This is a genomic window from Alteromonas sp. G4i13 (assembly GCF_054960505.1).
The window spans coordinates 96678-123517 of record NZ_JBHNYX010000008.1; the positions used below are offsets into that span (position 1 = coordinate 96678).

The following is a 26840-nucleotide window of genomic DNA, read 5'->3' on the forward strand; positions in this document are numbered from 1 at the left end:
CTTTTCATTTATTCAACGCTTAGGCCCTATTCAAATGAAAGCTTATCAATGCGTCGACAAAGCGCAGGGGAGACTGTTCATCTAAATTGAAGTAAAGAGAGGGCTCAATAAGTTCAAGTTCCATTATCGCCCAGCCACTGCCCTGCCTGACTAAATCAACCCGTGCATAAAGTGCTTCGCAAGGCATTGCTGACAATGCTTTCTGGGCAATATCTAGTTGTTCTTCATCTACGGCAACGGGATGTAAGCTCCCCCCGTGTTCTTCTTGTACGCGAAAATCGCCTTTCTGCGGCACCTTTTTAATGGCATGGCTGTACTTCCCGCCAAAATAGAAAAGCGAGTACTCCCCTTCTTCAACCACGCTATTTAAGAAAGGTTGAATCATGAAATCACGTTGATTAAACGTATCAGAAAGCGCCTGTTGCTGTTCATGCCAATTTGAGACCGAGAGCTTAAACGTATCATCAGCATTAGCGCTAAGCGTAGGTTTAATCACCACAGTGTCGCAATTGAAATGGGAAAAGGCCTCATCAATAACACTGTTATTAAATGCATTACTCCACCGTGTACTTACAATAGGCACGCCCTTGTCCTGTAGGTCTTTTAAGTAGTGCTTTTCAATATTCCACTGCATAAGAGGCAATGGATTGAGCAAGGTTGCTCTCGACGCATCAATTTGAGTCAAACAAGCCAGAAAGGCCTCTGGATGCTGCTGATAATCCCATGTACTGCGCACAATCACGTAGTCAAACCTATCCCAGTTTTCTGACTGACTATGCCAAGATATGGTTTCTACAGACCAACCGTTATCATTGAAAAACGGGATCAAAAGCTCGTCGTACACAAAGAAGTCTTCAAGGTGGTCAGTAGAAAGAAAGGCGATGGCAGGCATGATTGTGTCCTTTAGCTTATTTAGGCATTCGAAGATTAAACTTTTTTAATAACAGTAACTTCTATACAAAAGTTAAATGGCGTAAAAACCGTGACTTACGTAAACTGTGGCGAAGTTAGCACACCCCTTATTTTTAACCTACACTTAATCCCAAATACTTGTCGGAGATTGGCATGCAGTATCCTTGGCTCCTAGAAGGTCACAAGATTTTTCGCGTTGTAATTGTTATCCAACTGCTGATTGCGATTGGCATCGGTTTTTATACTGGCGAGATTCTTCCTGCATTTGTTCTTGGTATTCCAATTGCTGCCGTACCACTTGTCCTTAGTTTGCAAACCCCCTATTCAGCGATAAGTCGCCATGCGATGGCTATCGGTGTTCAACTGCTGACAGCCCTCCACATCCACCAGTCATTCGGGTTAATTGAAGTCCACTTTGAAATCTTTGTTCTTCTGGCATTTCTTTCCTACTTTAGAGACTGGAAAGTGGTTGCAACCGGCACTGCAGTCGTTGCTGTCCATCATATTTCGTTCTTCTTTTTACAAGCGGGCGGCGCGCCGTTATTTATTTTTGAAGAGGGTCACGTAACCTTTCCTATCTTGCTGATGCACGCCGTATTCGCGCTTTCTGAGGGCGGTGTTTTGATGTACATGGCTAAACAAAGTCATCAAGAAGGTGCCGGTGCGGCTGAACTGCGCTTAGCTATTGAGACCATGCAAAAGGGTGACGGTAGACTCGATTTATCTATTAAGCTTAACCGAGGCCACAAGATCGTGAGACCTTTCGCAGAGCTCATCGACCAAGTAAAAGCATTAATTGAGCTTGCTTCAAATTTAACCGACGAAGTTGTTAGAGGCTGTGACAAGATGGAGCTGGCGGCAAACAACATGTTTGAAATCAGCAGAAACACTGACCAAGAGATTGCCATGGTATCGGCATCGTCAGAAGAAATCGCACAAACGATGCAGCTGTCTACCGAACAAACAACCCTTGCCAGCGACAAAGCCTCTGCGGCACAGAGTTCTTCGCAGACTACGCGCGACTCTATTTCCAACACAAGCCGCACCATAGATTCGCTGCGCAACACATTAAATGCGGCAGCGCAGACAAACTCGGCGCTTAACGAGCAGTGCGCGCATATTTCTGACGCAATGCGCTCTATCACCGCCGTTGCCGAGCAAACTAACTTGCTTGCGTTGAACGCAGCAATCGAGTCAGCCCGCGCAGGGGAACACGGCAGAGGTTTTGCCGTTGTTGCCGATGAAGTACGTACTTTGGCTATCCGCTCAAAAGAAAGTGCAGACCAAATCACAAGTATTACTGAGCAGCTAGTTGCCCAAACCGCCAGTTCAGTCGAACAAATGCAAACCTGCATTCAGCTGGTTGATGAAGCCGTTGTATCGAGCGATAACGCCACTTCAGCCATGACCCAGATCATGCAGCAAATTCGCGAAGCGAGCGAAAGCATGACCGAAATAGCGACATCAGCGGTAGAGCAAGAAACCGCATCGTCTTCTATAGCGCAAAGTACGGCGCGATTAAGCGAATTCACTTCTGAGGAACTGGCTACCGCTGAATCGCTAGCAGGCGAAGTTGAGGTGTTGTCACAAATCTCTCAACGCATGCGCAGTGCTATCGAGCGATTTAAGCTTTAACCAAAGCGCTAGAAGCACGCTGTTGGCATTTGGGTTATGCATAAAAAAACAAGCTGGATACTTTTGTTGTTATGGGCGGTGAGTTTACTCACCGCCTTGTTGGTTTACGGTCAGCGGCAGCTTTCTTCCTTCGACCCAAATGGTGATTTACTTCACCGCACAACAGCGCCTAATTTTGACGCTTCACTTGTCGAACTACTAAACGAACAAAACATTGCCCCTGGTTCTGTTATTCATGTGGGAACGCAGTCTCGTTGCTACTGTGAAACGTTAACTACACCTCACCAGACTCAGCTATTAACAAAGCTAGGAAATGACTTTCATCAAGTCAGAGTGAATATAGAAGACGTACCGGAACTCGCCGCTATGCTTGATGCAGTGCCCGCGCTTATAGTTTTAGACATGCAAAATCAGCTTCGCTATTTAGGTCCATACGCAACGGGCTACGGATGCTTTACCGGAAAGAACCTTGTCGAACAGGTTGTAAGCTATACCACACAACTTCCCTACAACGGTGCGGTAATTAACACTGATGCAACTGGATGCTTCTGTTAAACCCTTGGCATGGATTATGTAACTTATCTTTGTATATCCTGATATCACTATAAATATGGCAGAAGGCGCGCATATTTTGCGCACTAGGTGCCATTTCGTGAAAGGTTTACAAGGAGTCCACAATGTCAAAGCGCGCCGTTCTTTATCGCATGGTTACCCCTGATCATATTTGTCCCTTCGGACTTAAGTCGAAAGATTTGCTAGAAAGAAAGGGCTACGATGTTGAAGACCATCATTTGTCCAATCGAAGTGAAACTGACGCTTTTAAAGAGAAGCATAATGTGAAAACCACGCCGCAAACGTTTATCGATGATAAGCGAATTGGTGGCTATGATGACTTACGAGATTATTTCAATTTGAAGCAAGAAAGTGAGTTCGGTTCGCGCTACACACCTATCATTGTGATTTTTTCTTTAGCCGCCCTTGTGGTATTTGCGCTCATGCTAAAAGGTGGACTCCCAACAGGTATTGAACCTTTTATAATGAATTTCATTGGCGTCACCATGGTGATCCTTGCACTACAAAAACTACAGGACATTGTAGCGTTCTCAAATCAATTCATTACCTATGACTTACTGGCAATGAAGCACGTAAGGTACGCGTATGTGTACCCTTTCGCAGAAGCGTTTGCTGGGCTTGGTATGCTAGCGGGGCTTCCCGCACTATTAGTTTCACCTGTTTCTATTTTTATCGGCGCAATAGGTGCAGTTTCAGTTATTAAAGCGGTATATATCGATAAACGTGAACTTAAGTGCGCCTGTGTGGGCGGTAATTCAGACCTTCCTCTTGGGTTTATATCGCTTACCGAAAACCTTGCCATGTTAGGTGCTGGCCTTTACATGCTTACACGGTGGATAGCTTAATTTAAATGAAGGCTGATGCACCGGTGTTGAGCTGGTATCTATTACCGTGTTTACCCGTTGAATTAACAACACGATAATTCACTTGCTATGAGACCCTATTGAGTTTCTTCAATAGGGCGGCTCATACCTTTAAGGTGCGACACCACACTGCGGCCTAGTGCACTTAAATCGTAGCCCCCTTCTAGCATGCTGACTATGCGACCATGGCAACACTCGTCAGCCACTGCGCGAAGTTGTTGGCTTATCCAGAAATAATCGTCTTCCACCAGTCGCAAATGCGCCATAGGATCTTCTGCGTGGGCATCAAAACCCGCTGAGATAAAAATCAGCTCAGGTTGAAAGTTGCGCAATGCGTTAAACCAGTGCTGCACTTTTTCTCTAAATACTTCACCTGTAGAGCCTGCTTCTAGCGGCACAGAAAGAATATTACTTGCCGACACCGGTGAACCACTGTGTGGATAAAAAGGATGCTGGAAACTGCTGCAAAGCATGATGCGTTGATCGCCAGCAACAATTTGCTCGGTACCGTTTCCGTGGTGAACATCAAAATCGATTATGGCAACGCGCTTTAGTTCATAGTTTTGAAGGGCATAGCGCGCAGCTATAACAATGTTATTAAAAATACAGAAGCCCATGGCGCTGTCGTATGTAGCGTGGTGACCTGGCGGCCTTGTCGCGCAGAACGCCTGCCTGTCACTGCCTTCCATAACCCAATCCACCGCATTACATCCCGCACCAGCCGACTCAAGTGCTGCATTTAAGCTGTGTCGCATCAAGCCGGTATCTTCGTCTAACCATGCCACGTTATCCTTGCGTTCGGAATAGAGCGTTTTTTCGTGGTCGCTAAATATGGACTGAGCCGCATGCTCAAACACACTTTTCACATAGTAAGGGTCGTGGGCTAGCTTAAGATAAGCTTCAGCAATAGGCGTAGCATCAGCGTGCTCACACACCATATCGAGTCCAGAAGACAGTAATTGGTCGTCTATGGCGAACAGGCGATCCGGTGACTCGGGATGATCTTTCCCTAAGTCGTGTTTAGTGCCGTGTTTGCCGCGAAAAATTTTAATTGTCATGCGAGAGATGCCACATCTAGTACTAACTCTATGTCACTGGGGTCGCCAGTGAACTTCCGTTTAAATTGCGCTTGCTCGAAAATGGCAATCATCGGGCTGTTGTCGCCACGCACGTAGGCCATCATCTTTGCAATGCCTCGTTTTTTCGCAACGTTGATCAATTCGTTTAGCAGCCTGCTTGCCATCCCCTTCCCTTGCTGGGTTTCACGGGTAACAAACGCTGCTTCACAGGTATTGTCATTTGGATTGAAGTAAAAACGCCCTACTGCGTGAATGGTAATACGGGAGCCTTCTTGCCTTACAATACATAACGCAGCATCTGAGCTTTGATCCACCGACACTAAATTACACGACTTTTCGCGCGACATTTGCTTCGGGTCGTAGTTGTAACGCAGCCTTAGTGTTTCTTTCGTATGGGAGTAAAAGAATTCCTGCAAACGCCTTTCATCGGCGGGGTTCAGCGGGCGCATGTAATAGGTTTCCCCCTGAATATTCAGTTTTTTAAGCTGAATAGCACCCAGTTCTGGAATATCGGTTGGGTACTTTTCCTGATAATGAGGTACCCAATAATGCTGTCTTACTTCTTCTAAGAGCGCTGCACGGAATTTGGGGTGTGCCACACGAATAAGTTCCAATGCACGCTCTCGAATGCTTTTGCCTTTAAGCGATGCTATGCCGTATTCGGTCACCACGTACTGAACATTCCCCCGCGAAGTAACAACACCCGCCCCTTCACTGATACGGGGTGTGATACGGGAAATGGTTTCATTTTTGGCAGTAGAAGGCAGCGCTATAATCGCTTTCCCACCTTTGCTGATAGACGCACCCGTTACGAAATCAACTTGCCCGCCTATGCCACTGTAAAAGTCGTAGCCCAATGAATCGGCCACCACCTGACCGGTTAAATCCACTTCAAGCGCACTGTTAATGGCAACCATATTATCGTTCTTGGCAATATTGGTGGGTTTGTTTACGTAGCTACTTGGATAAAACTCGATGTGAGGGTTGCTGTCGATTAAATCGTAAAGCTGGCGAGTACCAATAGCAAAGCTAGTAACAATTTTACCGGGGTGGAAAGTCTTCTTCTTGTTGGTGATAGCGCCCGACTCCAACAGTTCAATAATACTGTCGGTGAGCATTTCGCTGTGAATGCCTAAGTCTTTATGGTTACACAGATATTTAAGGGTAGCACTCGGTATTTTCCCAATACCAAATTGCAGCGTTGCGCCATCATCCACCAGCATTGAAACATACTGACCAATTCGCTCTGCCACCGAATCGATAGGCGGCGGCGTTACTTCAACAAGTGGCTCTTCGGCTTCAATGCAGGCCGTTATTTCGCTGATATGAATATAAGAGTGCCCGGCGGTTCTTGGCACCTGAGGATTAATTTGAGCAATGACCTTTTTGCTTTGTCTGATTGCTGACATAGCAATATCCACTGCAGGACCTAGTGAGCAATAGCCGAATTCATCGGGTGGGCTTACGTTAATCAGCGCAGCATCCAGTGCCAGCGTACCGTCGCTGAATAAGCTTGATATTTCAGACAGGAAAACGGGGGTATAGTCAGCACGGCCTTCATCGACCGCCTTACGCATGGCTTCGCCACCAATGAAGAATGTATTCGCTTTAAAGAGGTTTTTATACTCTTCTTTCACCCATCGGGTGTCGCCTAAGGCCAGCATATGAACCAGCTCGATGTCGCTAAACCCTTCGCTGTTATCAATAAGATGCTGCACTAGTGCATGCGGCACCGAGGCATTTCCGCCAACAAAGACACGGCAACCAGACTTTATCAGCGACGACCATTGTGGCGCTTGAGGTAAACTAAATGTCATTTCCATCTGCCCTGTTTTAAGCAATAACTCATCATGCCATAAAAACAGGCGCTTTCCCGCATTTGCGTAAGCGTGAACTATAAGCGATTGGTCGTAGGCTTACCGATTCATCATTAGTATCGAAATTTTTCCAACCAATTTCTGAAAAACGGAGAAATAACAGATTTGCTATTCGCTAGGCGATGGCCGTCATTAAGTAATAAGAGCTGAGCTTTTTGATGGCGCGCGTACTTTAAGCTATTTTCGATAGGCACGATATCGTCATTCCAGCCGTGCACTAGGCTCACGTAGCCGTCGTAGGGGAACCGTTGAATTTCGTAGTTTGGCAAATACAGTGCAGGAGCCATAAGGAAAACGCCTCGTGCTGAGATTTGGCTTGCTGCGGCAAGTGACACATAGCCGCCCATGCTGGAGCCAACCAGAACAACATCATTGCACTTTTCAGCAATAAACTCTTTAAGTCGCGCTAGGCGAGCTTCCGGGCAATCGAGATCTTGATAATCAATACTCTCGACGCCAAAACCCATATCGCTCGCTACATTTGAAAGCGTTGTTATTTTACTGCCCCATGGACCGCTTTCTTTGCCGTGAGAAAAAACAACGGTGGTCATTACCGATATCCCTATTCAAAAATGAAAAGTTTTTCCCACTCTAGCGCACTTGCTTGTTACTTGTCTTCCCTGTGAAAGAGTTTTTCTACCAGCACATAGAACATAGGCACGAAGAAAATCGCCAAGAAAGTAGCGGCGAACATACCACCCATAACCGCAATACCTATTGCATTTTGGCTGGCTGCGCCTGCTCCGCTAGCTAGTGCTAACGGCGTTACCCCCAAAATAAACGCCATTGACGTCATTAGAATTGGGCGGAAACGCTGAGAGGCAGCATTTGAAACCGCAGTCATTAAATCTTCGCCGTTTTCGTACTGCTCTTTTGCAAATTCGACAATAAGAATAGCGTTTTTCGCCGCCAAACCTACGGTAGTCAAAAACGCTACTTGCAGGTACACGTCGTTCGGCAAGTTGAAAATAAACGCAGCGGTTACCGAGCCAAGAATACCCAAAGGCACCACTAACATAACGGCGAATGGTACAGACCAGCTTTCGTACAGGGCCGCTAAGCACAAAAAAACAATCAAGATTGATAGTGCGTAAAGCATAGGCGCTTGCGAGCCTGCTTCCTGCTCTTCATAAGATAGGCCTGACCATTCAATTGCGAAGCCTGGCGGTAACTGCTCAACCAATTTCTGCATTTCAGCCATAGCTTCACCCGAAGAGATACCTTCAGCAGCACTACCTTGAATATTGACAGACGACACGCCATTAAAACGCTCTAATTTAGGTGAGCCATAAACCCATTCAGTGGTCGAGAACGTGTTAAACGCCACCATCTCGCCGTCGCTGTTGCGAACAAACCACTTATCCAAGTCTTCAGGGGTCATGCGATGAGGCAAATCTGCCTGCATGTAAACACGCTTTATTCGACCTTTATCAATAAAGTCATTTACATAGCTGGACCCCCACGCTATTTGAAGCGCGTTATTGATCTCACTTAAATTCAATCCAAGTGCCGACGCTTTCTCGCTATCAATATTGATTTTAAATTGAGGTACGTCACTTAAACCATTGGGGCGAACGCCAGCCAGCTTTGGATTCTGCGCTGCCATGCCCAACAGCTGATTACGCGCATTCATCAGCGCTTCGTGACCATTTCCACCACGGTCGACCAGCTGCATATCAAAGCCCGTTGCATTACCTAGTTCCATGATAGGCGGAGGCACTATGGGAAAAGCTGAAGCATCTTGAATTTGGCTAAACGCGCCAAAAGCTCGGTTCATCACTGCAAACGCAGAATTGTTTTCGTCTCTTACACTCCAGTCGTTGAAGTTTAAGAAAGCCATACCCGCGTTTTGCGCCTGACCCGCAAAGCTAAAGCCCACAACCGCGAACATGCCGTTAACCGCGTCTTGTTCTTGTTCAAGAATATAGTCTTCCACTTGCTTGATAGACTCGAGCGTACGGCCAGCCGTTGCACCAGGCGGTGTGCTTACCAACACCATCATACGCCCTTGGTCTTCATCTGGAAGAAACGCACCAGGAAGCTGGCTGAAAATAAATGCCATACCACCTACCAGCAAACCATAAACAACGAAATAGCGCTTAAAGCGTTGCGCCATATGAGTTGTAGTCTTTTGATAGCGATCGCGGCCTTTGTTAAACGTGCGGTTAAACCAGCCAAAGAAGCCTTTGTTCTTGTCATGGTTTTCCGGATGCTTTTTCAATAACGTGGCGCACAAAGACGGTGAAAGGACAATGGCGACCAATACCGAAAATGCCATAGCCGACACGATAGTAACCGAGAACTGACGATAAATAGCGCCTGCTGAGCCGCTGAAGAACGCCATTGGAATAAATACCGTTGAAAGCACGGCCGCAATACCAACAAGTGCACCTGTGATTTGAGTCATCGACTTTTTAGTGGCTTCGGCAGGTGAGAGACCTTCCTCTTCCATAATACGTTCAACATTTTCCACCACCACGATGGCATCATCTACGAGCAGACCGATAGCAAGTACCATAGCAAACATGGTTAGCACGTTAATACTAAAGCCAAATGCCAGTAGCACAGCAAAGGTGCCGAGCAATACCACAGGTACCGCAATGGTAGGGATCAACGTTGCACGCCAATTTTGAAGGAACAGTAGCATCACCAAGAATACCAGTACTACCGCTTCAATAAGCGTATGTACTACCGACTCGATAGACAGCTCGATAAAAGGAGAACTATCAACCGGGTAAACCACTTTAACTGTATCTGGCAAATTCGAGCGCAGTTCTTCAACTCGGGCTTTTACTGCCTTAATGGTATCTAGTGCGTTTGCGCCAGAGGCAAGGCTTATCGCCATACCTGATGCAGGCTTGCGATCGTATCGAACAATAACGTCGTAGCTTTGCGCACCCAGTTCAACACGCGCAACGTCACGCACGCGAACCTGAGAACCATCGGTATTTACGCGAAGTACGATGTTTTCGAAATCTTCAACGGTTTGAAGGCGACTTTGCGCTTGAATAGTCGCGTTAATTTGCTGATTTTCTATTGCAGGCATGCCACCTAATTGACCAGCAGACACATCTGTATTTTGTACCTGAACGGCGCCTTGAACGTCAGTAGGTGTAAGATTGTAGCTGTACAGTTTATCTGGATCTAACCATATACGCATTGAACGCTGCGCACCGAATACCCGTACATTTCCTACACCATTAACACGGGAAATCGGGTCGCGAAATTGAGAAACTAACAGGTCGCTCAGGTCATATTGCGTCATTGAGTCGTCTTCAGAATAGAAGCCAACTGCCAATGCAAATGCGCTATTTGCTTTAGTTACGGTTACCCCTTGTTGCTGTACCTGAGTAGGCAACAGCGGCAGTGCACCCTGTACCTTATTCTGAGTTTGTACTTGCGCAATATCAGGGTCAGCACCTGGCTCAAAAGTGAGCGTAATAGACATGCTGCTGTTCGAACTGCTTGCCGAGAAATAACGTAGGTTATCAATTCCCGTCAGGCTTTGTTCTATCACCTGAGTAACCGAGTTCTCTACGGTTTCTGCAGATGCTCCAGGATACGTTGCTGAGATAGTCACCGAGGGCGGTGCCACCTTGGGATATTGTTCAATGGGGAGTGAGGTAATTGCCAACACACCCGCCATCATTGTGATAATTGCCAGCACCCATGCAAACACGGGCCTGTCTATAAAGAAACGAGCCATATTACTTAAATCCCTTGTTTGCTATCGTGAGCCACGTGATGATGGTTGCCACTCTGACGGATTAACTTTCGCGCCAGGCTTCACCTTCTGATATCCAGTTACAATTACCTTTTCGCCTTCGCTCACACCGCTTAGGGCAACATATTGGTCTCGATAGATTTTGCCTATTTCCAAGGTACGACCTTCAACTTCGTTGTTTTGGTTAACAACATAAACTGAAAGCGAACCGTCTGGTTGGCGTGTCGTTGCGCGTTGAGGAACAAGCAGCGCATTTTCGCGTCCAGTAATGACGTGGCCTTTCACAAACAAGCCAGGCAGCAATACACCATCTGGATTTGGCATTTCAGCACGAAGTGTTACCGACCCAGTGGTCTCATCAACCGTTACCTCAGAAAATTTAACGCTGCCTGTTTGGTCGTAACGCTTGCCTGTTACTTCATCTACCGTTAATTCAACATCCATTGAACCTTGGTTTCTCATTGACTGACGAAGCGTAATAATTGACGCACCTGACTCCTGCATATCAATGAAAACTGGGTCAAGCTGTGTAATGGTTGCAAGTTGCTGAGATTGGTTCGTAGTAACAAGGGTACCTTCAGTAACAAAAGAGCGGCTAATACGTCCGCTGATTGGGGCGTACACTTTGGTGTAACCCATATTAACCTTCGCTACGTCAACAGCTGCCTCAGCTACGCTAATTGCCGCTTGCGCTTGATCTTTCTGAGCAATTACGTCGTCATATTCTTGTTTGCTTACCGCGTTTTGCGCAACAAGGTCGTCATAGCGTCGCGCCTTTGCTTCCAACGTTTTAAGGTTCGCTTGAACACTTTTCAAATCGGCTTTTGCGCTATTTAACTGTGCTAGATAACGGGCTTCGTCAATTTGATAAAGCTGCTGTCCTTTTTCTACATGTGCGCCTTCTTCAAACAAGCGCTCCGTAATAACACCATCTACCTGAGGACGCACCTGAGATTGACGAGACGGGCTTACTCGGCCCGGTAACACCATTTCATGTACTACAGGTTCTTGTTTCAGTGTAACTACCGATACTGAGGGTGCAGGCATACCTTGCTGAGCACCTTGCTGTGCTTGCTCGCCTTCATTCGAACACCCAATAACGCCGACAAGGGTTATTAATGCTGCAGTAACATAAAAAATGCGACTCATAAATTTTCTATTTCCCAATAACTTTTTGTACAGAACACGGCCTTTGCTCTGCATATCCAATTTTAAAATTAAAGCTTATTGCTTCCGGTGCACCGAATTATCTAGCGCATTTCAAAGCCTGAAACTGCGATAATTGGTTTTGAAGTGGCATAGTTAAGCGATCATTGATACGGATCTACGCTCTTATAGGTCATATTGTGCGCATTTATAGATGATAATAAAAGTCAATGAAGTTGAAATTACTGAAGTTGTCGGTCAAATACCTGAGCGTGTATACGTTATACGAATAAAGCGAAATCACAGCGCACTTAACGTTCTATTTTAACGAATAATACCCCAGCAATAACTGGTAGGCGTGAATGACGTCTTGGGCTTCCTGTTGCGTTCCTCCCTTATCAGGGTGAACCAACTGCAGGGCTTTTTTATATACTCGTTTTAGTACCGACAAAGAAACATGTTCATCTTGGGGTAGGCCCAGAAGCGCGTGGGCATCGGCAATATCTTCCTGCTCAACGGTGTGCGCGTTTCCTGAGGCCATGCGATGCCAAAACGCATTAAGCAGTGCATCTACACTTTTTCTGTCGGCCTTCTCAAAATTGCCCCAGTCCAAGTAGTATTCAGCTAAGGTATCAGCTTCGGTTATTGCTCCAACCTTATCCTGGCTTTCTTTATCATTGTCGCCGTGGGCACTATTATGGTCGCTGTGGGTACTATTTTTGTCGCTGTGGGCACTTTCTTGGTTTAACTTAATATTTAGAGTATGAATGTCTAGCACGCCTTCGCCCTGCTCTATCCAACGACGTTTAAGTTGATAAAGGGCGTGAAACACAATGAAATGGGTTTTAAAGAGCATTAAAGGCTCTCGTAACGAAGCGTCATCAAAAAAGTGATATGGCGCTTTTTTCAAAATCTCAATGAGCTCATACTCGCTCACACCACGTTGAAAAAGCGGCTTTTGTGTCGATAACGTATCAACAAGTAGTTCGGCTTGAAGCACGTAAGCTTCGCTGGCATCAGGCTGATTTTGCAAAACTAATTACCTTGCTTTAAATAGGGTTCATCCAGGGCCTGCTGGTCTTTGATGTACGTTAAAGACCAACAGCCCTAGTGTACAAACATGTTAAATATTGGCCTAGTACCGATTTTATTGCTAGAAAGTAATCCAAAACGCAACGTTCACTGTTAAAGTAGCTTAGTAAAAATAAAATAATAACTTTGGAGTTCACTTGAAAGCACTCATTGCCCTTACCAGTATTGTCGGTTTTCTTATGGTGGTATTACCCGGCCCCCTTTATCAGTATGCCGGTGTGAGTTTAGGCACCGCATTTACTTCACTGCGATTTGGCGTGTATGTGGGCGGCGCAGCGTTGATACTCATTATTTTGCAGGTTTTGATTAACCGTAAAAACGTTAGCTGGGGAAGCACCTTTATCTGTGCCATTCTTGCCCTGGTTGCTGTAGGAATGCCGGTGAGCATGATGAGCAAAGCCAGCGCAGTTCCTCCGATCCATGACATTACTACCGATGTCACTAATCCGCCGGAGTTCGTTGCAATTGCTCCGCTACGCGAAGGTGCGCCTAACTCCATCGCTTACGAAGGCGGTGAAGTCACTAAGCAGCAACTAGAAGCTTACCCTGAAATTAAAACTCAATTGCTGCCGCAACCCGCAAATGAGGTCTACATCGCTGCAGAAAAAGCCATAGAGGCGCTTGGATGGGAACGCGTTAACGACGGCGCATTGCCGAACACCTTGGAAGCCACCGACACCACAGCGTGGTTTGGTTTTAAAGACGACGTAGTTATTCGTCTAACCGCTAAAAGCGATGACACACTGGTTGATATCCGCAGCAAATCACGAGTAGGGAAAAGTGATTTAGGCAAGAATGCTGAACGTATCGAAACCTTTATGGCAGAGCTTAGAAACCAACTTGGATATCACTAAAATCTGACCACCCGCTTAAAAAACAAAGCCCGTTCGCACTAAGCTAACGGGCTTTTTTGTAATTGGACCTAACTTTAGTGGGCCAACTTTAAGACAACGACTCCTGCAACAATAAGCGCTACGCCGAAATATCGTGCCAATGACGAGGGGTCGCCATAAAACATAACACCCACTAAAAATGTGCCCGCGGCGCCAATTCCTGTCCACACAGCGTACGCCGTTCCAATTGGAATTTGTTTTTGCGCCATCCATAAACAAAAACCACTGGCAGCCATAAACCCAACCGCAAGTAAAATACCCATTACGCGGGTTTCCGCCTCTTGTGACATTTTTAGTCCAACAGGCCAACCAATTTCCAGAAGGCCCGCCACAATCAAATAAATCCAGCTCACCAGTCTATCCCTCTCTTCGCGCTCATTGTCAACTATCACAGATGCGTAGCGTACCGTCTTAAATCATAAAGCGTACTCGACGCGTCGTAATATTTTGCTATTTAGCGCTTTTGCCTTACAAACTCGCCAACTGAATACTTACCATACCTAATACCGCAGCATTAAGACGGTTAAACCAACGCCAGAAATTAGGGCGCTGCATATGGTGTGCAAAACGTGCGGTTAAGGTACTCAAACCTACGAACCAAACCACCGATGCACCAATAGCTCCACCCACAAACCACCATTTATTTTCTTGCCACTGACTCGCTAAGTTTCCCATCAATAGTAAAGTGTCTAGGTAAAAGTGGGGGTTTAACCAAGTTACTGCCAACGCAATGAGTAGTGCTTTTTTGAACGACAGTTGCTTTTTCGCCATTTCTAAAACAAGCGCGTCGTTGGCCAAAGATGATTTTATTTTGTTAAAAGCAATCCACAGTAAGAACGCAACACCAGCCCACTTGGTGATAGACACCAGCATTGGGTATTCCTGCAATAGCAAGCCAAAGCCCATCGCACCTAAGCTTATTGAGATAGCATCGCTTAGGATAAACAGCAGGACAAACAAGGTTGTCCACTGTCGCTTCATCGATTGCTCAATCAAAAAACTGTTTTGTGCGCCTACTGCAATAATTAAGGTACCGCCCATCACGAAACCACTTGTTGCTGCCGCCAACATGATAAATGCCTCTTAGTGTAAATAAGTTCAAACGCCGTAGCTGTAACGCGGTTTAAGGTTACATGCTGAATAATTGGCTTGATTTTATACACCTTGAAAGACTAAATTAAATTAATGATATTTGTTTTGAATAAGCAAAATTAATACTTATAACCTTCTTTTCACAGGTAGTCATTAATGTTGGATTACGACGCGCTTCGATGCTTTCATGAAGTGTTACGCTACGGCGGATTTGAAAAAGGTGCACAGGCCCTAAACCTCACCCAGTCGGCGGTATCGCAAAAAATAAAACGGCTAGAGCAGAGTGTCGGCGGCCCAGTGATGGTTCGCACTAAGCCGCTTCGCGCTACGCCACTGGGAAAAGAGCTGCTGGCGCATATTCAAAAAGTAAGCGTATTAGAAGAAGCGCTGAATATACAAAGTGGATTAGAAGCGTCGGCTGCACCTATAAGCGTTGCCGTGAATAACGATGTGCTGGCTACCTGGTTCTCGCAAGTAATGGCCGCGTTTAGTGATAAGCGTGCCAACCCGATTCATATTGTTAATGCGGATCAAACTCAAACCCGAGACATATTACAGCAAGGCCGTGTAATGGCTTGCATTAGCCAAACAGGTACACCCGTTACCGGTGGGCAATCTATAAGACTGGGAACTATGCGCTATCAACTTTATGCATCGCCTCGCTTCATTGAGCGATACCTGCATAAAGAAACATCCCCCCAGAGCGTGATGAGTACACCGGGTTTGCTGTACGACGAATACGATGTGACTTTGCTGACTGATTATCAACGAGAGTGTTTAAACATAGCCCCCTCTTTTACAACTTGTCATTGGTATCCATCGTCTCATGGCTTTGTCAAAATGGCACTAGATGGCGTGGTGTGGGCTTTGCTACCCACGCTTCAAGTTGAACAAGAGGTTAACGAAGGCGATCTCGTTCCGTTATTTCCTCAAAAAGAGCTTGGTGTACCGTTATTTTGGCACTGGACAACCCTTGAATCGGCAGCGCTTGCCGACTTGACCAAAGCCGTAAAGAATATAGCGAAAGCGCAGCTTAAATGACCCTAATACACTGCGTGTGTGATACGTTGCTGGAAGGTTAATTAAGAAGACGCCAATTGAGCCGTCTTATGCTTCTCCTTAACGCTGTACATCAGTTTATCTGCTTTATTTAACAGAGTGGTGAGATCTTTGCAGCGTTCATTTGTGATGTATGTGCCTACGCTTGCCGTAACAGAAATAACAACGTTATCGGTTCTAATATCCCTTTCCAGAAGACTGGCTTCTATGCGCGCAGCCAAGCGCTCAGATTGTCCTTCACTGTAACAGTGGCTTAGCACCACAAATTCATCGCCGCCAAGGCGCCCTACTGCATCTTGGTCTCGGCATCGGCTCAGCAGAATTTTAGCAATAACCTGCAGCACTTTATCGCCGCAATGGTGCCCGTAATGATCATTAATCTCCTTGAAGTTATCAACGTCGATAAATAGCAAGGTCAAATATCCTCCTTCCTTGTTGAAGTTAGTAAGCAGGCTTTGTGCTATCCCTTCCCATCCACTGCGGTTTAGCACTTTACACAAGGAATCTGTAGACGCACGTTTGAATGCACTAAGCCTGTCGTCATCGAGCTTTTTTACCTTTCTCGACGTGGCAATAGCAAAAATAAACGCTTCAATAGTTATTCCCACAATAAGTCCGTAGCGGTACATAAACGCTGACACGTCTGAAAAAACCAATCGAAACATCATGGAAAACACCATGACAGCAATACCCATTAATACTAAGTTTGAGCAATGTACTTTGCGGTAGGCGGCATAAACACAGCTTGATAGCGTACAGGTCATTGTTATCAGCGTGATAAGACTTAGCGTACTATTTACTCTCATCGCATCAGAAGTGGACAGAATGATCTGCACAAATGAAAGTGCCAGTGCCGAACACGCCATTCCCAGGATAAACTGGCGCTGCCATACTTTTAGCAGTGCTTTGAAATCGAGTAGTTGATCAAGAAACTTTACCGCAGCAAATACCGTGATCCCTGCGAATAACAGATGCAGTTTAAAGTTCGAGAAAAAGGCGACATGGGGAAACGCAATGTTCAGTAACCCTTCTTGAAGCAAAAAGAAAATTGCCGCACTGAGCACATAGAAACTGTAGGAGTAAAAGCCGTAGTTGCGCATACTCGTTCCCAGCATTCCTACGTACAAGGTTAACGCTAAGCAAAAGCCGATGAACAAGCTTAATGTGAAGGTATGTATTGACGCCAACGTCTGAAAATCATTTAACGTAGCGATATTTAGCCTGACAGGTCGCTCTACCTGAGAGTTAATATCCAAAAATAGACGCTTATGGGTATTATCTATTGCATAGGACTCAAATGCGCCGGTTAACTTGGGGACTTTTTGCATCTCGCTGTCATACAGCTGATTATAAGAAAGGTAGTTTCTTGGGAAATAGAGAACGTGAGTCGCGTTGACATCGCAGCTTAACGAAAGACGCTGTGCACCTTCTTTAAGTACGATAGACAGAGCACTATCGGTATCAGTATCAGAAGTACCATTTTCAGCATTAATGACGCACGCTGCATTGGCAAACGTGCCGAACGTCAGCAAAATCAACCCAAACAACAAGCGAACAAAATTAAGCGACACTCCACATGCCATAGATTTGCTTCCTACTGGTACCGCAGCTAAATCCGTGTAGCAAAAATATCCCTGTACGGCTATTACACAAAGATGAGTTATGAGTATTTATATTCTGGTATAAAAACTCACACCCATTAAGCTTAGTTTAAAAATGTGAGAACGCTGAAAAATATCCTGCGGAATGACAAGAAATATATATTTTTCCTATGCGGAGTTAGCTGCTAGCGCCGTCGAAGGAAAAATCAATACCACTAACACCATTTAATTTGGGCTTTGCGAACAAGAACCCCTGAAATCTTTGTACACCCGCATGTTGCAACCACAGCCACTCATCAATCGTTTCGACGCCTTCTACCACCAAGGGAATTCCCATAGAGTTGGCAAACTCGAGTACAGCCTCGGTTATTGCTTGTCGATGCCCGCTTTCGTGAATGCCTGTCGTTATTTTTCTATCTAATTTAATTTTGTCTGGTGTGAAGTCTGCGAGTAATGATAACCCTGCGTACCCTGCGCCGAAGTCATCTATAGCGACTCTCATGCCTCGTGAACGGATCTGCTCTATTGCTTGGTAAAATGTGTCACTTTCGCTGATTATTTCTGTTTCGGTAACTTCGATAACAAGCTGCTGTGGTTTCAATTTATTTAGTTTAACCAATTCGTGAAGGTAGTCTGCGACGTTGACGGTGGAGGTAATCGCTCCGGGGCATAAATTGATGGATAAAGACTGGTCTGAAGATAGCAACGCAGCGCCTTGCTTAATTGCTATAGCTTTGCTTTTTAGATCAAAATCGTACTTTTCCAGCCCAACCAGTTCCTCCAAAATAGTCTCAGGATATCTCCCATCGTTACTTCTGATTAGGGCTTCAATTGAAGAAACACGAGCTCTGAAGGTATCCACAATAGGCTGAAAGGCAAACTGGATGTCAGAGTTTTCGAAGGGTTTAACTGATTTCTCTGACGTCGTAACGTTAGCTCTTACGTCTTTGCGCGCGTTATCACTTAAACAAGTTCGCCATTTCCCAGAAGCAAAGCTGTTGAGAAGCGCAAATATCCGGCTTTCCCGGCTAATATTAATGTCCGAAGGTAACCAATAGCAGCGGCTTCCTTCCGCGACAGAAAGCGTTCTTAAATGCCAATCTCCAAAATCGCGTTTGTGAATGACCATTTCGGTCACTTTCATAATGTTGCTGTGACGACTGTCTGTTTTTATATGTTCGAAAAGCGCGTTTACCTTCTCACAATTTCCTTCAAGCACTTGAAAGAAGTATTCCCCATCAAACAAAAGAATACCTGTAATGTGGTTTTTCGCATTAAATGGCAGTGAATCGTTTGTTATTTTAAGAAGTTCATTTTCATCAATTTTTACCGTCGACTGACTTCTGTAAACTAACTGCTTGAGCACGGGTTGCCTCTTATTAAACTTTGTTTTCATCCCTGCTTCGAACTAGCTGCAACCTCTTTTTACAGCTTTCTTTTCATAGTGTGGGGCAAAGTATAGTCTTAGAAACGAGAATCTCGCAAAGTCGGTTTAGGTAACTTTGCTTAACTTAAATTAACGTCTTTCAATGGCGGGAATCTCAATATATGCATCGGGATCAGATTCTTTTAGCGCATTAAGTTTACGTTTTCTTGTCGCTCGCTCATCAATAGTTTCACCAAAAACCTGTACGTGTAAGTCGGCAATCAGCGCCTTGCCCTGTTCATTGGTAATTATCCCTAGAAGCTCGCCAGCGTGCATAAATCCTTGTACCCGATATTTCTCAGCATCGACCTTTTTACCGTTTTTGCTGGCTGTATAAAGCGCGATAAGCTGTTCGGTACAAGCATCTAAAAAACGTACCTTCTGTTTCTCATCAATCATTATCTTATTCTTTCCTTCGGTGGCTTGTATTCAGACACCTTAGCGAGATTTTGATGTTATGGGTAGATGTAAGCTTAACTATGCGCCTAACGCCGACTAAGTTGGGCCAATTGATTACTTCAACTAAAGTTCATTGGTGAAATAGCCGTTTGATGCCTACGCTCTCATTAGTGCTAGAAAGAAACTTTCTAGGTAGTCACCGTTAAATTTATGTGAGCATCACTATGCGAGTTCAAATAGCGTTAGGCTTGGTTGCTGCCTTGGTATTTGCCCCCGTTGTTGTTGCAAAGGGAAATGCTCATCATTGGGAAACGTCACCCCATCATTTATCTGCATTGGTAGGTACCACTTACACAAAAGAGTGCGGAAACGCTTTTACACTAGGTATCGATTACGAATACCGTGTGAGCGATTTTTTAGGCGTAGGCTTTGTGGCTGAATACGCGTTTGAAGACTTAGACGCTTACACCTACCTGCTTGTTGCTGACCTGCACATTACCAATAATTTTATTGCACAAATAGGCCCCGGCGTTGAGTTTCACGGCAGCCATAAAATGGAGGTGGCCCGGTTAGGCTTTTTGTATGAGTTTGAAGTATTGGGGGTTACCATATCGCCGCAGCTTCATTACGACTATCATCGAAATAATAAAAGTGCAGTGGTTGCTGGTTTGGCAATTGGTATGTCGTTTTGATTACAGCGCAATTCTGCGCCGTTTTTAGCTTTTTATATGACGAAGGCTTTTAATCTAACGTTAATCTTCTAGAAAGTTCTTTTTAAGTAAGTCTGTTTAGTCTTATCTGTGTTCAATTATCAGACTGAGAGACTACGATGAAAAACTTAGCTTTAGCACTAACCGCCCTTCCCTTTATTGCTTCAGCATCCAGTGCAGTTGCATTTGAAAAAGGCGACATTCTCGTCCGAGGTGGCTTTGCCACGGTTGCACCTGATGAATCGTCTTCAAACATTAACGTGGGGGACGACTTGGGCTTTGGCCTGACCATTGATAACAACACGCAATTGGGCCTCACCGCGGCCTATTTCATCACGGATAGAGTTAACGTAGAAGTATTAACCGCAACACCGTTCACACATGACGTTAATTTCGCTATCGATAACCCATTAGGAACAGGTAACCAGCTAGGCGAAGTAACCCACCTTCCGCCCACAGTGACGGTTAACTATTACTTTAACGATCCATCAAGTGCTTTTCAGCCCTATGTGGGTGCGGGCCTAAACTATACGTTTATTTATGACGAGCAATTTACGGGAGCTAATGAAGAGGCAGGGCTTAGTGACTTATCTCTAGATAACTCGTTTGGCTTAGCCGCACAAGTGGGAATAGACTATCAGTTAAGCGAAAGATGGTTTTTGAATGCCGCCGTTCGTTGGATAGATATAGACACAGAAGCAAGCTTCAACCTAGGTGATACCCGGGGCTCTGTGAGCGCTATTGAAATAGACCCCTTTGTCTATGCTATTTCGCTAGGTTACCGGTTTTAGGTAACCGTTTAATTCTTAGATTTCCGCAAAGTGTACGACAATTTGAGGGTGGTGAGGTTCTAAACCACCTGCCCTGCCGCCCAACCACTGCTCCATGCCCACTGGAAATTAAAGCCACCGAGCCAACCGGTAACGTCAACCACTTCGCCAATGAAGTACAGGCCTTCGACATTTTTCGCCATCATGGTTTTTGATGATAGGTCATTGGTATCTACACCGCCTATAGTAACCTCGGCGGTGCGATATCCTTCTGTGCCGTTTGGCTTTATTTGCCAATTCTCTAGGGTGTCAGCAATGGCGTCGCACTCGCCGTGAGTCAGCTGTTTCACCGGCACGTTGCGCCAACTATGATACTCAATAAGGCTCTGTACCATACGCTTTGGAAATACTTTATTTAAACAGGTGGCAAGCAATGCGTCTGGCGTCTCTGTGCGTGCAGTCTGTAGAACCGCAGTAGCATCATCATTAGGTAGCATGTTGATACTTAAGCTGTCACCCGCTTCCCAATAGCTGGAAATTTGGAGCATGGCAGGGCCGCTCAACCCTCGGTGGGTAAACAACATCGCTTCTTTAAACGTAGTATTGTTGCAGCTGGCATATACATCAACTGCGATACCGCTAAGCTCTGCCAGTGTGTCTTTATCTTTATCGTGCAAGGTAAAGGGAACAAGTGCTGCGCGAGTAGGTAAAACGTTAAGACCAAATTGCTGCGCTATTTTATAGCCAAATGGCGTGGCTCCTAGCTTTGGCATGCTTAAACCGCCGGTAGCAATTACAAGGGATTCACATTCATACTCGCCATTCGAGGTTGTAAGTGAGTACCCACTTTCAGTTTTTTCGACACCTAGAATGTCGCAACGAGTAGTAATCGTCACATCCGCTTTGTTGCACTCATTAAGCAGTAAATCGACGATCTCTTTGGCGCTATCATCACAAAACAATTGGCCTAAGGTTTTTTCATGGTAGGCAATGCCATACTCGGCAACCAAGCCAATAAAGTCCCATTGAGTATAGCGACTTAGTGCCGACTTACAAAAGTGAGGGTTTTGCGAAAGAAAGTTTTCAGGGCCTGCATACATGTTAGTGAAGTTACAGCGGCCACCTCCTGACATCAGGATTTTTCGGCCCACTTTTTTAGCGTGATCGAGCACTTCTACGCTGCGTCCGCGCGCGCCGGCCTGCGCCGCACAAAAAAGCCCTGCAGCTCCTGCACCAATAACAATTACATCGCGCTTGATCACAATTAACCTCTAGGAAAAACGGCCAATGGATGTGTGGTTATTAGCTGTACGAAAGCGCGAGTACCGGGCTTTATAGCATTTTCGTGGCTTACTCGTACTTTAAGCTCGTCGCCGCAATCCAAGACAACCGCGTAAAGCCGACTTTCGCCTTCGTAGCGTACCCATTCAACCGTACAGTTAGTTTCACTAAGTGTAGCATCTAAGCTTAAATCGTCAGGGCGTACCAACAAGTCTACGTTGCCGCTTGCACCTTGAAGCGGTGTGCCTGGCACATTACCAATATCAGTAACCACTGTTTTGTCTGTATTTGCTGCGCTGCTATCGAACGTCGCACTTAAGAAGCTCGCCTCGCCCATAAAACGCGCCACAAAACGGCTGGCAGGAGAAGAGTAACAGGCTTCAGGTGTGTCTAATTGCTCAAGCACACCTTTATTAAGTATACCCACTCTATCGCCAACGCTTAGCGCCTCTTCCTGATCGTGCGTTACCCAAATAGCAGGTACACCTGCTTTTTTTAAGGCATCGCGAATTTCCCAGCGCAAGCTGTCTTTTAGCGCAGCATCAAGGTTTGAAAGGGGTTCGTCAAGCAATACAAAGGAAGGCTCGTGAGCTAGCGTTCTTGCTAGCGCAACGCGCTGCTTTTGACCGCCAGAAAGACGTGCAGGTTTGGCGTCGCGAAAATTATCTAAGCCTAATAATTGAAGCCAATGATCGGCAAGCTTAGTGTCTTTTAAACGAAAGCAAACGTTCTGCTGAACGGTAAGATGAGGAAACAATGCAAAGTCTTGAAACACCATACCCACGTTACGCTTTTCAGGCGGAACATGTTTGTTTGCTGTACTCTCCCATTTACCTAGGCTCATCGCACCTTCTGAAATAGGAATAAGCCCAGCCAACGCTTGCAAAATGGTGGTTTTACCGCAGCCGGTTGGCCCCACCAGCATCAGGATTTCGTCTTGTCCAAGCTCAAGATTTAACTTGTCGACAACGCGGGTAGACCCATAATTCACAGACAAATTATTTACACTAAGCATTACGAACGATCATCCTCGGTAACGGTAAACTGGGCTTTTCTTTCGCCCGACAGCATGAGAATTAATCCCACACCTGATAATAAAACAAGTAAAAGCCCTGGCACGGCTGCGCGGCCAAAGTAACCCGCTTCGTAAACTCGCCACATATAGGTAGCTAAGGTTTCAAATCCTGTAGGTCCTAACATAAGCGTTGCAGGTAGTTCGCGCATGGCTTCTAAGAACACAAGCGCTGCACCCGCAATCATACCACGAAGGGTTAACGGCAGCGTAATTCGCATAAATGCCTCACGCGGGCTAGCGCCCAGCACGCGAGCAGCTTTTACCAGACCTGAATCAATATTCTCAGCCGTACTTCTTACACTTCCCACAGCAAGTGGGATAAAGCGCAGTACATAAGCCATCACAAGCAGACTTAACGTTTGATAGAGCGCGGGCAACTGCAGGCCAACATAAACAAGGGCTGTCCCCATTACGATACCCGGAACCCCAAAGCCAAAATAAGTAATGCGCTCCATAAAACGTCCAGCTTTTCCGGCAATAGCGGCGTGAGCCACCGGAATGGCTAGTAATACAGCAACAATTGCTGCAATAAATGACGCATGAGCTGAGTTCCACGCATAGCTAAATTCAAAACCGCCGGCGCCTTCTCGCACTAACCACAGCGTAAAAATAGCAAGGGGAAGTACAATAGCCATAAATACCACCGGCATAGTAGCCAGCAACATTAGGTTTCGCTGCCAGCGAGCAGGAAACAACGATAAATGCTTACCTGGGCGCTCTTGAGCGCCACTAATACGGCTTTCTATAAATAGAATAAGCCCAACAATAACCATTAGCTGAAGGCTCAGCATGGCGGCTTGACTAAGACCGAAGGCGTTATACTCAACAAAGATAACACGGGTAAAAGTGTCAAAGCCCATTATTGCAGGCGTACCAAAATCGGATAACGCATAAAGTGCAGCAAGGAGTGCCCCTGCGGCAACGCTATTCACAACACGCGGTAAAACCACTCGCCATAAGCTTGCGCCTAAGGTTAACCCTAACGTACGCGCCGCGTTAACCAAGCTTGCATCTAAACTCAGTAAGCTTGAACGGGTTGTCATCATGACGAATGGATAAGTATAAAGGCTCATGACCAGCGCAGAGCCCCAAAGGCCGCTGATAGGTGGAGTGCTAATTCCCAGCACATTTTCAATTTCGCCACCTGTGCCAAATGAAAAGTACATCGCAAATGCGCCAATGTAGCTTGGTAGTGCTAATGGCGCGGCAAGTAAAATGAGCCAAAACCGCTTAAATGGCATCTGCACATAAGCGGTTAAAAAGGCAAGCGGCACTCCGATAAGTACAGAGCCAATAATGGTAAGTACCACCAATGACACCGTGTTCGCTAGTACCCTTAGGTTATGGGTATCGAAAAGTTGCGCACTATCTTGAGCTAGAGAAAACAAAACGCCGACGGGCAATAAAGCCATCAGCGCGATAAGAAGTGCCAGTGGATACGACTTTGGCCAATTTGTCACAGTACGCCAACTTCCCTCATAAGATTAAGTGTAGGGCGTAAGTCAGCCAGTTTACGAAGGTCCATTTCAGGCGGTGACAGCGTACTTAGGTCAGCTAAGCCTTGCGGCTGTTCAACCCCTTGAACCAGAGGAATTTCGTAGGCTTCGCGAGCAAGATAAGACTGAACTTCGTGCGAAAGCAGGTAACGAATAAAGTTAACCGGCAAGTCACCGTCGCTCAATGCCACAATACCAGACGCATTTACTAGGCAACCTGCGTCGCCTTTACTGTACGCAAGCGCTACGTTTGCGTTCGGCTTACCCGATTTAAGGCGAAGTGTGTAATAGTGATTCGCGAAGCCAATATCGACTTCACCACGTTCAACGCCCATCACTACACCAAGTTCACCGGCGTACTTTTTTGCGTGCTTATTAATGCCTTTAAGCCATGATTTAGTGGCTTTATCACCCTCTAAAATGCGCATTGCAGTGACAAAAGACTGAAACGATGAGTAGGCTGGCGCCCAGCCAATTTTTAAATCGCTGTCGGCTAATGCCATCACGCTTTCAGGGATTTGCTCCGGTTTAACACGCTCAGTGTTATAAGGCAGTGTACGCACACGACCTGTTACCGGAGACCAGCTCGGGTACTGAAAATCTTCACGCAGCTGCGCAGTAAGGTCGTCTGGCAACGGCTTAGCCGCGCCAGCATCAGTAACCATGCCAATAGAGCCCGTGTCTACGGCCCAGAAAAGGTCGGCGCGTTTAACGCCTGCCTTAGTCTCAGCTACGATGGTGTTGGCTAATGCCGCAGAGCCGCCGCGTCTTATTTTAAGATTAAACTTTGGATTGCGCTTTTCGATGGCCTTTAGAACATTCTCGTACAAGCCACCTTCACCACGACCTAAGTAAAGTGTGAGATCACCTTCCAATTTAGGCAGTGACTCAACTGACACACTGCCTGTTTGTGTCATAGCGTGAGCAAAACTAAACGGCAAACCAGATAATGCACCGGCCGCTGCTAAGCCTTGTAAGAATGTTCTACGTTGCATACACCTTCCTTAAAATACGTCTTTACGACTTTGTTCTACTTCAACCAAAAGTGCGCGAGCGCGATCAAGTTTGGCCTGCATAGACTCTACGACCTTACGAACTGAATCAACGCCAGTGTCTTTTGAGATAGCTTGTGGAAGCGTTACGTTAAAGTCTTTCTCCAAGTCTTCAACCAAAGCTGCGTTTTTCGCAATCAAATCACCTTCCACACCTTCAAATCGTTGAAGGTAAGTATCGTGAACAAGTGTAGTTGCTACTTCGTGAAGCTGTTCCGCGTACTTAGCAACAACACGATCAAGACGTGTTTTAATATCGTCGATAACTTCAGGGCCTGTGGTAGGTTCTTTTTCGGTGGTTTGAACCTTGTTCACTAAGCCTTTCTTTTGATACTGGGACGCAAGTTTAACTGCGCCTAACGCCTGCCACAAGGCATGATTTAGCTTCTCTTGCTCTACGCGCACGTCTGCAACAGCCTTACCTTCATCAATGGCGACTTTCACACCATAAATACCTTGCCAAATAGAGGCGTAAATAGGCACATACTGGGTTTCAATAGCAGAGTGAAAATCCACCTCTTCCCAATACTCAATCAGTGCATCGGTCTTAAGCGATTTATCTTTTGCTTCATATGCATCAACAACACTGCCAAACTTGCTTTCTAACCAATGTACCTCTTCCGTATATTCGCCGATGTGCGCGTGAAGATTGTTCACGTGATCGCCAATGGCACCGTTAGCAAGCGCCTGAGAAGATAGCATCGAGAAAGTGACCGCAGAAGCCAGTACCAAAGCACTCATTTTTTTCAGTGTTGTTGTCATAATTATTCCTAAAACGTTTGTCTTTTCACGCAAATGATACTTATTATCATTAAGCAAGTAAAGGTAACTGAACGAGCCCACATGCTAAGTAACGTAGTGTGTTAGCCCCTATTTTTTCTGCACTTTCAACACAGAATACTGCATGTTAGTTCATTAACCTTCACTGAACGTACTGATATTCAACGCTATTTACAGAGCGCCAGATCATACATAGGTTACATTTTAATGAAAATGGCAACCAAGTATACGCTTAAGTCAATTAACCTATTCACAAACATCTAAACGAAAAAAACCCGCAACCTTAGTTGCGGGCTCTTGATATT

Annotated in this window: 24 protein-coding genes; 7 read left to right on the forward strand and 17 right to left on the reverse strand. The window is 45.7% G+C overall.

What is annotated here, in order from left to right:
* Positions 1–19: 19 nt before the first annotated feature.
* Positions 20–892: an ATP-grasp domain-containing protein gene (locus tag ACFI6J_RS05720; protein ID WP_171336952.1), complete on the reverse strand. Its 873-nt coding sequence runs from the start codon at positions 890–892 to the stop codon at positions 20–22.
* A 173-nt stretch (positions 893–1065) separates the two neighbouring features.
* Here ACFI6J_RS05720 and ACFI6J_RS05725 point away from each other — a divergent pair, with 173 nt between their 5' ends.
* The 3 genes from ACFI6J_RS05725 (at position 1066) to ACFI6J_RS05735 (ending at position 3965) form a co-directional block, all read left to right on the forward strand.
* A complete protein-coding gene (locus ACFI6J_RS05725) occupies positions 1066–2547 on the forward strand; it encodes a methyl-accepting chemotaxis protein (protein ID WP_348670382.1) in 1482 nt (493 codons plus the stop codon).
* 36 nt (positions 2548–2583) lie between these two features.
* The gene (locus tag ACFI6J_RS05730) at positions 2584–3102 is read left to right on the forward strand and encodes a DUF6436 domain-containing protein (protein WP_014947832.1); all 519 of its coding nucleotides are present in this window, start codon (positions 2584–2586) and stop codon (positions 3100–3102) included.
* A 122-nt stretch (positions 3103–3224) separates the two neighbouring features.
* A complete protein-coding gene (locus tag ACFI6J_RS05735; RefSeq protein ID WP_069943519.1) occupies positions 3225–3965 on the forward strand; it encodes a MauE/DoxX family redox-associated membrane protein in 741 nt (246 codons plus the stop codon).
* Between the two features lie 95 nt (positions 3966–4060).
* Here ACFI6J_RS05735 and ACFI6J_RS05740 read toward each other — a convergent pair whose 3' ends face one another.
* The 6 genes from ACFI6J_RS05740 to ACFI6J_RS05765 all read right to left on the reverse strand — a co-directional run bounded on the left by ACFI6J_RS05740 (position 4061) and on the right by ACFI6J_RS05765 (position 12842).
* Complete coding sequence (locus ACFI6J_RS05740; RefSeq protein WP_014947830.1) at positions 4061–5041, reverse strand: histone deacetylase family protein; 981 nt, start codon at positions 5039–5041, stop codon at positions 4061–4063.
* Entirely contained in the window at positions 5038–6879 is a 1842-nt protein-coding gene (locus ACFI6J_RS05745) for a GNAT family N-acetyltransferase (protein WP_348670381.1), read from the reverse strand. Before ACFI6J_RS05745 ends, ACFI6J_RS05740 begins: the two co-directional genes overlap by 4 nt.
* Before the next feature lie 113 nt (positions 6880–6992).
* Positions 6993–7490 (reverse strand): alpha/beta hydrolase, encoded by a 498-nt coding sequence (locus tag ACFI6J_RS05750; protein WP_014947828.1) that lies wholly within the window; start codon positions 7488–7490, stop codon positions 6993–6995.
* A gap of 56 nt (positions 7491–7546) precedes the next feature.
* Complete coding sequence (locus ACFI6J_RS05755; RefSeq protein ID WP_014947827.1) at positions 7547–10645, reverse strand: efflux RND transporter permease subunit; 3099 nt, start codon at positions 10643–10645, stop codon at positions 7547–7549.
* Between the two features lie 21 nt (positions 10646–10666).
* Positions 10667–11812 carry an efflux RND transporter periplasmic adaptor subunit gene (locus ACFI6J_RS05760; protein ID WP_014947826.1) on the reverse strand — a complete coding sequence of 382 codons (1146 nt, stop codon included), beginning with the start codon at positions 11810–11812 and terminating at the stop codon, positions 10667–10669.
* Positions 11813–12128: 316 nt separating this feature from the next.
* On the reverse strand, positions 12129–12842 hold the full coding sequence (locus ACFI6J_RS05765; protein ID WP_156085729.1) for a DNA-J related domain-containing protein: 714 nt from the start codon (positions 12840–12842) through the stop codon (positions 12129–12131).
* 196 nt (positions 12843–13038) lie between these two features.
* Here ACFI6J_RS05765 and ACFI6J_RS05770 point away from each other — a divergent pair, with 196 nt between their 5' ends.
* Positions 13039–13755 (forward strand): DUF1499 domain-containing protein, encoded by a 717-nt coding sequence (locus tag ACFI6J_RS05770; protein ID WP_014947824.1) that lies wholly within the window; start codon positions 13039–13041, stop codon positions 13753–13755.
* 74 nt (positions 13756–13829) lie between these two features.
* On the opposite strand, the gene ACFI6J_RS05775 is transcribed toward ACFI6J_RS05770, so the two are convergent.
* Both ACFI6J_RS05775 and ACFI6J_RS05780 read right to left on the reverse strand, forming a co-directional pair.
* Positions 13830–14147, reverse strand: a complete 318-nt coding sequence (locus ACFI6J_RS05775; RefSeq protein ID WP_014947823.1) for a DMT family transporter — start codon at positions 14145–14147, stop codon at positions 13830–13832.
* A 115-nt stretch (positions 14148–14262) separates the two neighbouring features.
* Positions 14263–14865, reverse strand: coding sequence for a LysE/ArgO family amino acid transporter (locus ACFI6J_RS05780; RefSeq protein WP_014975330.1), 603 nt, complete (start codon positions 14863–14865; stop codon positions 14263–14265).
* 177 nt (positions 14866–15042) lie between these two features.
* On the opposite strand from ACFI6J_RS05780, the gene ACFI6J_RS05785 reads away from it, so the two are divergent.
* Positions 15043–15927, forward strand: a complete 885-nt coding sequence (locus ACFI6J_RS05785) for an ArgP/LysG family DNA-binding transcriptional regulator (protein ID WP_156085728.1) — start codon at positions 15043–15045, stop codon at positions 15925–15927.
* A 41-nt stretch (positions 15928–15968) separates the two neighbouring features.
* On the opposite strand, the gene ACFI6J_RS05790 is transcribed toward ACFI6J_RS05785, so the two are convergent.
* The 3 genes from ACFI6J_RS05790 to ACFI6J_RS05800 form a co-directional block, all read right to left on the reverse strand.
* Complete coding sequence (locus ACFI6J_RS05790; RefSeq protein ID WP_231506381.1) at positions 15969–17516, reverse strand: GGDEF domain-containing protein; 1548 nt, start codon at positions 17514–17516, stop codon at positions 15969–15971.
* A 208-nt stretch (positions 17517–17724) separates the two neighbouring features.
* Positions 17725–18912, reverse strand: a complete 1188-nt coding sequence (locus tag ACFI6J_RS05795; protein WP_156085726.1) for a diguanylate phosphodiesterase — start codon at positions 18910–18912, stop codon at positions 17725–17727.
* A 150-nt stretch (positions 18913–19062) separates the two neighbouring features.
* Positions 19063–19371 carry a hypothetical protein gene (locus ACFI6J_RS05800; RefSeq protein WP_014975326.1) on the reverse strand — a complete coding sequence of 103 codons (309 nt, stop codon included), beginning with the start codon at positions 19369–19371 and terminating at the stop codon, positions 19063–19065.
* A gap of 224 nt (positions 19372–19595) precedes the next feature.
* On the opposite strand from ACFI6J_RS05800, the gene ACFI6J_RS05805 reads away from it, so the two are divergent.
* Positions 19596–20063 carry a hypothetical protein gene (locus ACFI6J_RS05805; protein WP_156085725.1) on the forward strand — a complete coding sequence of 156 codons (468 nt, stop codon included), beginning with the start codon at positions 19596–19598 and terminating at the stop codon, positions 20061–20063.
* A 137-nt stretch (positions 20064–20200) separates the two neighbouring features.
* Positions 20201–20872, forward strand: coding sequence for an OmpW/AlkL family protein (locus ACFI6J_RS05810; protein WP_156085724.1), 672 nt, complete (start codon positions 20201–20203; stop codon positions 20870–20872).
* 59 nt (positions 20873–20931) lie between these two features.
* Here ACFI6J_RS05810 and ACFI6J_RS05815 read toward each other — a convergent pair whose 3' ends face one another.
* Genes ACFI6J_RS05815 through ACFI6J_RS05835 form a run of 5 tightly spaced genes read right to left on the reverse strand, consistent with a single transcriptional unit; the run spans position 20932 to position 26517 of the window.
* Complete coding sequence (locus ACFI6J_RS05815; protein WP_014975323.1) at positions 20932–22113, reverse strand: BaiN/RdsA family NAD(P)/FAD-dependent oxidoreductase; 1182 nt, start codon at positions 22111–22113, stop codon at positions 20932–20934.
* A 2-nt stretch (positions 22114–22115) separates the two neighbouring features.
* Complete coding sequence (locus tag ACFI6J_RS05820; protein ID WP_156085723.1) at positions 22116–23147, reverse strand: ABC transporter ATP-binding protein; 1032 nt, start codon at positions 23145–23147, stop codon at positions 22116–22118.
* A complete protein-coding gene (locus ACFI6J_RS05825; protein ID WP_014975321.1) occupies positions 23147–24667 on the reverse strand; it encodes an ABC transporter permease in 1521 nt (506 codons plus the stop codon). The genes ACFI6J_RS05820 and ACFI6J_RS05825 overlap by 1 nt, the downstream gene beginning before the upstream one ends.
* Positions 24664–25698: an extracellular solute-binding protein gene (locus ACFI6J_RS05830; RefSeq protein WP_156085722.1), complete on the reverse strand. Its 1035-nt coding sequence runs from the start codon at positions 25696–25698 to the stop codon at positions 24664–24666. The genes ACFI6J_RS05825 and ACFI6J_RS05830 overlap by 4 nt, the downstream gene beginning before the upstream one ends.
* 9 nt (positions 25699–25707) lie before the next feature.
* Positions 25708–26517: a hypothetical protein gene (locus ACFI6J_RS05835; protein ID WP_156085721.1), complete on the reverse strand. Its 810-nt coding sequence runs from the start codon at positions 26515–26517 to the stop codon at positions 25708–25710.
* Between the last annotated feature and the right edge of the window lie 323 nt (positions 26518–26840).